This is a genomic window from Blautia luti (assembly GCF_013304735.1).
Taxonomy (GTDB): Bacteria; Bacillota; Clostridia; order Lachnospirales; family Lachnospiraceae; genus Blautia_A.
In genome coordinates, this window is sequence record NZ_JAAITI010000014.1 from 91577 (window position 1) to 97576 (window position 6000).

Below are 6000 nucleotides of genomic sequence, written 5' to 3' on the forward strand. Positions count from 1 at the left end.
CGAGGGAGATGGGGGAAAATGTGGGTACTTTTTGCAGTTGGTTCTTCGTTTTTTGCGGGAATCACGGCGATCCTTGCAAAATGCGGGATCAGAAAGACGGATTCAGATGTGGCGACAGCTATCCGTACGGTGGTGGTGCTTCTGTTTTCCTGGCTGATGGTTCTGGTCACAGGAACCTGGTCCGGGATCAGAAATGTGGATGGAAAAACATTGTTGTTCCTGGTTCTGTCAGGACTTGCCACAGGAGCATCCTGGCTATGTTATTTTCATGCCTTGCAGAAAGGGGATGTCAACAAGGTTGTTCCCATTGACAAGTCCAGTACGATCCTGACGATCCTTCTTGCGCTGATCTTTCTGCATGAAGGTCTGACGCCGGTCAAGATCGTTTCCGTAGTGCTGATCGGTGCAGGTACCATGCTGATGATCACAAGAAAAGAAGGAACCGGAGACGCAGAGGAAAAAAACGGTAAGGAATGGCTGATCTATGCCGTGCTTTCCGCAGTATTTGCCAGTCTTACTGCCATTCTTGGAAAGATCGGAATTGCAGGGATCGATTCCAACCTGGGAACTGCCATCCGTACTACAGTTGTGATCGTGATGGCCTGGCTGATGGTTTTTCTCAAGGGAAAACAGAAAGAACTTCATAGGATTGAGAAAAAAGAACTGAGATTTATTGCTCTGTCAGGACTTGCCACAGGAGCATCCTGGCTGTGCTATTACCGTGCCCTGCAGGACGGCCCGGCAAGTGTGGTGGTGCCTATCGACAAGCTGAGCATTCTGGTTACCATTGCATTTTCCTGGGTGGTATTTAAGGAGAAACTTACGAAGAAAGCGGCATTTGGATTACTGTGTATTCTTGCGGGAACCATTATGATGGCGGTTCTGTAAGGAATGCGGAATGCTTTTATCCGCCTGACCTCCGGGCGTGGAACGGTATGTCCGGGATAACAAGAGTTTAGATATTATTTAGAAAGATACCTTCTGTCTGTTTAAGATCGTTGTTTATGATGATCACAGAAAACAGACAGGAGGTTTTTTATATGTTAAGGGAAGGAATGAACGGATTCTGCATGGCACTTGCGGACAGCGTGCCTGGAGTTTCAGGAGGAACGGTAGCGTTTATCCTTGGATTTTATGACCGGTTTATCGGTTCTATCAATGATTTTGTATTTGGAAATATGGAAAAAAAGAAAACTTCTTTTTCTTATCTGGTGAAGCTTGGAATTGGCTGGATGACGGGCATGGTGCTGGCAGTTCTTCTTCTGTCATCGCTGTTTGAAAGTTATATTTATACCGTCAGTTCCCTGTTTATGGGATTTATCGCAGGTTCCATTCCGCTGATCATCCGGGAGGAAAAAGAAAGATTTGGCGGTTCCCGGAACATCCTGAAGGGAATCGGGTTCTGCATTGCGGGAATCCTGGTGGTAGCAGGAATTGCATGGCTTAATGGAAAAACCGGTGTGGCTTCCATGGACCTTGGACAGTTTCACATCGGAACCGGGATCCGGCTGTTTTTTATCGGCATGATCGCCATTTCCGCCATGTTTCTTCCGGGAATTTCCGGTTCCACACTGCTTCTGATCTTTGGTGCATATATTCCGGTGATCACAGCAGTACGCGGGCTTCTGGGAATGGATTTTTCCTATCTGCCACTTCTGATCTTCTTTGGACTTGGTGTTCTGACAGGAGCGGTTACGGTAGTAAAAGGAATTCAGTTTTGTCTGGAAAAATTCCGTACCCAGTCGGTATATGCCATTCTTGGAATGATGATCGGATCGTTTTATGCGATCATGCAGGGACCTGCCACACTGAAAGTTCCACAGCCGGTGATGGGATTTGGTAATTTCCAGATTCTGGCAGCACTTGTGGGACTGGCACTTGTGCTGGGAATGCAGTTGATGAAAGAAAGAAGATAAGAGAAAACAGGCAGAGATTTTTTACAGGAGATGAGGTGAAAACATGTCAGTTGTGATCATACCGGCGTATAAACCGGATGAAAGGCTGGTCGGGATCGTAGATCAGCTGTGGACATATGGATTCCGGATTGTTGTTGTGGATGATGGAAGCGGGGAAGATTATCTGGATATTTTTAACAGAATCAACGATGTCTGCATTCTTCTCCGCCATGAGGAAAACAGAGGAAAAGGTGCTGCCATTAAGACTGCGCTTGATTATGTAAACCGTGAGATCTGGGGAAGCACACTGATCGGTGTGATGGACTGTGACGGGCAGCATCTTCCGGAGGATCTGCTGAAATTATTTGTCCATGGGGAAAACAGTGAGAGGCTTATGATCCTGGGTGTGCGGAATGTGGGAAAAGACATGCCGCTGAAATCGAGACTTGGGAATACCATCACGAGAAAAGTGTTTAAGCTTTTAAGCGGAGTCAGCATCTCGGACACACAGACAGGAATGCGGGTGTTTACCTCAGATCTGGTAAAAAAGCTCCTGACTGTAGAGGGCGAGAGGTATGAATATGAGATGAATGTGCTGCTGTTTCTGGCAAAGGAAGGAATCGATATTGATGAGGTTCCGATCAACACCATTTATCAGGACAGAGAAAATTCTACCTCTCATTTCCGGGCGGTGTGGGATTCCATACGGATCTACAAAGATCTGCTGAAGTTTACACTGTCTTCATTTTCCAGCTTTGTTCTGGATTATCTGTTGTTTGCGTTTTTTATGTTTTGTCTGCCACACACAGCCATGTTTGTGCTGGGAGCCAATATCCTGGCAAGATTGGTCAGTGCTTTTTATAACTACTGTATGAACTGTTATTTCGTTTTTCATAAGGAAAAAAAGATCCAGACGGCGATGCAGTATTTTGAACTGGCTGCTTTTATCCTGGTCATGAACAATATCATTCTGGAGGCGCTGACGCAGATCATTCATATGCCTGTGTATCCGGCAAAGATCCTGACAGAGTGTACCCTGTTTCTGATAAGCTGGCTGGTACAGAATTTTCTGATCTTTGCCCGTGATCCCGGGAACCGTCTGATGTCAGGAGGCCGGAGTAGAACATGGTAAAACGAATATTATGGATCCTGCTGGATGTGGCAGTGGCTGCGCTGATCCTTCTGGGGGTGTGGGTCATTAATTTTAAGATTCCCCAGAAGGGGGTCAGGGCGGTGAATATGGCGGAGGAGGACACGGCCGGAAATGATTCCGGAAGTTCCGGTTTGCAGAATTCCGGTGGGACTGGAAGCAGTTCAGATACAGGAAACGGGATGAACGGTACAGAACTTAAACAAACCCGAAAAGTTCTGAGTACCCAGGACTGGCATGAGAAATTTGCGGACAAATTTACCGATACAGTGGTTTCTACAGATACATCATACACAAGTCCCAACCTGTCCATTCAGATTTCTCATCACCAGTATGATTCCGGAACTGTGGATAACACACATGGTGGCAGTTATGCAAAATACGGAAGCAAAATTTCCTATGTGCTGGCGGATATTTACATTGGCGATATCACCTGCTTCCAGACTGCGTTTGCACAGGATACCTATGGAATTGGCTATACGGAAAAGCTTACAGATATGTCTGCAAGAATGAAATCCATACTGTCGGTCAACGGAGATTCCTATAGCAACAATCGTCACAGAGAGAATGGTACGATCATACGAAACGGTGTGATCTACCGCAGCCAGCAGTCCGGGGAGGAAACCTGTGTTCTCAACTGGGACGGAACCATGGATATTTATCAGCCGGGGCAGCTGGATGAGCAGAAACTCATCGGCAGAGGTGCTTATCAGAGCTGGATCTTTGGGCCAAGTCTGCTGGACGCAAATGGAAAGGCGAATGATAAATTCTGGACCTGGACTTACATCCGCCGGTCTCATCCGCGGACTGCCATCGGGTATTTTGAACCGGGACATTACTGCCTGCTTCTTGTGGACGGGAGACAGCAGAGCTCCAGGGGAATGTTCCTGGATGAGATGGCGAAGGTGTTTGAGGATCTTGGCTGCAAGGTGGCTTATAATCTTGACGGCGGCCATTGTTCTTTTATGGAAATGAACGGAAAAGTGGTCAATGATCCGTATAAACCGGAGCACGAGATCGAAGATGGGATTTTTATTACGGAGGGATCTTTATGAAGATATTAAGTACAATAAGAAAAATTCTCCTGCATGTCTGTGTTGTATGCAGTCTGGTTTCCATAACAGCAAAAATCCTGGACTGGTATAATCCGTATATGGATTTTTCCGGACATGTGAGCGGGCTTCAGATGGTGTTATATTTTGTGGTGATCTTGCTGGCAGTAACAGAAGGCGGAAAGAGGATTTCCGGGAAAAAATCTCAGAGCCGTATGAGAGAAAGAAGGTTGCATAATCATTCGGAAAGATTTATCATAGATTCCATGTGAGGATTACGCCTTTTTGGCGTATGAGGATGATGGAGTGAAATGAAATGTATTATGATCTGACAAAAGGCAGGATCGGCAAATGTCTGATCCTGTTTGCGCTGCCTATGATCGCAGGTAATCTTTTGCAGCAGTTTTATAATATTGCGGATACCCTGATCGTAGGACGTGTGCTTGGAAAAAATGCGCTGGCAGCCGTTGGTTCTGCCTATACTTTGATGACGTTTTTGACATCTGTTTTTCTGGGACTGAGTATGGGTTCTGGTGCTCTTTTTTCGATTTATAAGGGAAAGGGCAGTGACCGGGAGCTGCGGCTTTCTGTTGTCCATGCTTTTGGACTGATCATGGGTGTAACGGTGCTGTTAAATGTGCTGGTGTACCTTTTTACGGACCCGATCCTCTGGTTCCTGCGGGTGCCGGAAGAAGTGTACGATGGGATGAAAACATATCTGCTTGTGATCTTTGCAGGGCTTGTGGCAACATCCCTTTATAACTTTTTTTCCTGTCTTTTAAGGGCTCTTGGTAATTCCACGGTGCCTCTTGTTTTTCTGGCGGTTTCCGCTGTCCTGAATATTGGACTGGATCTTTTGTTTGTGGCGGTTCTTCCCTGGGGAATCGCAGGTGCGGCTTTTGCTACGGTGATCGCTCAGTATGTGTCAGGCGTCGGGATCACCATTTATGTGCTGCATTCCTGTAAAGATCTTCTGCCTGGAAAAGAGGAGCTTTGTTTTGACCGGGGGATTCTTGGTGAGATCGTGAATCTTTCTTCTCTGACCTGTCTGCAGCAGTCGGTGATGAATTTTGGAATTCTGATGGTCCAGGGGCTGGTGAACAGCTTCGGGGCTACAGTAATGGCTGCTTTTGCGGCTGCTGTGAAGATTGATACCTTTGCCTATCTTCCGGTGCAGGATTTTGGAAATGCCTTTTCTACCTTTGTGGCGCAGAATTACGGCGCCGGGAATCAGGAGCGTATCCGCAAGGGTACCCGGGTGGCTTTTGCCATGAGTATCGGGTTCAGTGTGATGATCTCAGTGCTGGTGTGTCTGTTTGCAGGGCCTCTGATGAAGATTTTTGTCAGTGGAAAAGAGGTGGCTGTGATCGCTGCGGGGGTGAAGTATCTCCGGATCGAGGGTGCTTTTTATCTTGGTATTGGCTGTCTGTTTCTGCTGTATGGTTATTACCGGGCGATCAAGCGAGCGGAGATGTCGGTTGTGCTGACGGTGATCTCGCTGGGGCTCCGTGTTCTGCTGGCTTATGTTCTTTCTGCTGTGATTGGTGAGGTGGGAATCTGGGTGGCGATTCCCATCGGCTGGGTGATGGCGGATGTTACGGGGATTGTTTATATGCGGCGGACGTGGTGAGGCGGCCATGCCTGTTATTTATGGCCGTTGTCGTATAGCTGCTGGATGTCTTTCGGGAGGTTGTCCGGGAGCATCTGGCGGATCTTGTCTTCGTTTCCTTCTTTCATGGCCTGGTCGTAGTACCAGCATTTGTATTTGAGCATATCGAGGGTTTTATGCAAGTAATTGAAGATGGACAAAATAGTAATTGTATTAACTAATAAACCATAGTATAATATAAATATGAACACAACATATAAATCAAACAACAATGTCGTCTATTCCTGTAAATAC

The 6000-nt window shown here is 46.7% G+C and carries 7 protein-coding genes; 6 read left to right on the forward strand and 1 reads right to left on the reverse strand.

Translation table 11 applies throughout. From position 1 onward, the window contains the following. The first annotated feature begins 18 nt into the window (after nt 1-18). From G5B06_RS09550 to G5B06_RS09575, 6 genes are all read left to right on the forward strand, one after another. Nucleotides 19-888 (forward strand): EamA family transporter, encoded by an 870-nt coding sequence (locus G5B06_RS09550; protein WP_092069821.1) that lies wholly within the window; start codon nt 19-21, stop codon nt 886-888. Nucleotides 889-1040: 152 nt separating this feature from the next. Continuing rightward, on the forward strand, nt 1041-1916 hold the full coding sequence (locus G5B06_RS09555) for a DUF368 domain-containing protein (RefSeq protein WP_173771869.1): 876 nt from the start codon (nt 1041-1043) through the stop codon (nt 1914-1916). Nucleotides 1917-1959: 43 nt separating this feature from the next. Beyond that, nucleotides 1960-3027, forward strand: coding sequence for a bifunctional glycosyltransferase family 2/GtrA family protein (locus G5B06_RS09560; RefSeq protein WP_092069825.1), 1068 nt, complete (start codon nt 1960-1962; stop codon nt 3025-3027). Beyond that, nucleotides 3021-4100, forward strand: coding sequence for a phosphodiester glycosidase family protein (locus G5B06_RS09565; protein ID WP_092069828.1), 1080 nt, complete (start codon nt 3021-3023; stop codon nt 4098-4100). Before G5B06_RS09560 ends, G5B06_RS09565 begins: the two co-directional genes overlap by 7 nt. Further along, nucleotides 4097-4369, forward strand: coding sequence for a hypothetical protein (locus G5B06_RS09570; protein WP_092069831.1), 273 nt, complete (start codon nt 4097-4099; stop codon nt 4367-4369). Before G5B06_RS09565 ends, G5B06_RS09570 begins: the two co-directional genes overlap by 4 nt. Before the next feature lie 44 nt (nt 4370-4413). Beyond that, complete coding sequence (locus G5B06_RS09575) at nt 4414-5727, forward strand: MATE family efflux transporter (RefSeq protein WP_092069834.1); 1314 nt, start codon at nt 4414-4416, stop codon at nt 5725-5727. Between the two features lie 14 nt (nt 5728-5741). On the opposite strand, the gene G5B06_RS19020 is transcribed toward G5B06_RS09575, so the two are convergent. After that, entirely contained in the window at nt 5742-5870 is a 129-nt protein-coding gene (locus tag G5B06_RS19020) for a hypothetical protein (RefSeq protein ID WP_330606708.1), read from the reverse strand. Nucleotides 5871-6000 lie beyond the last annotated feature (130 nt).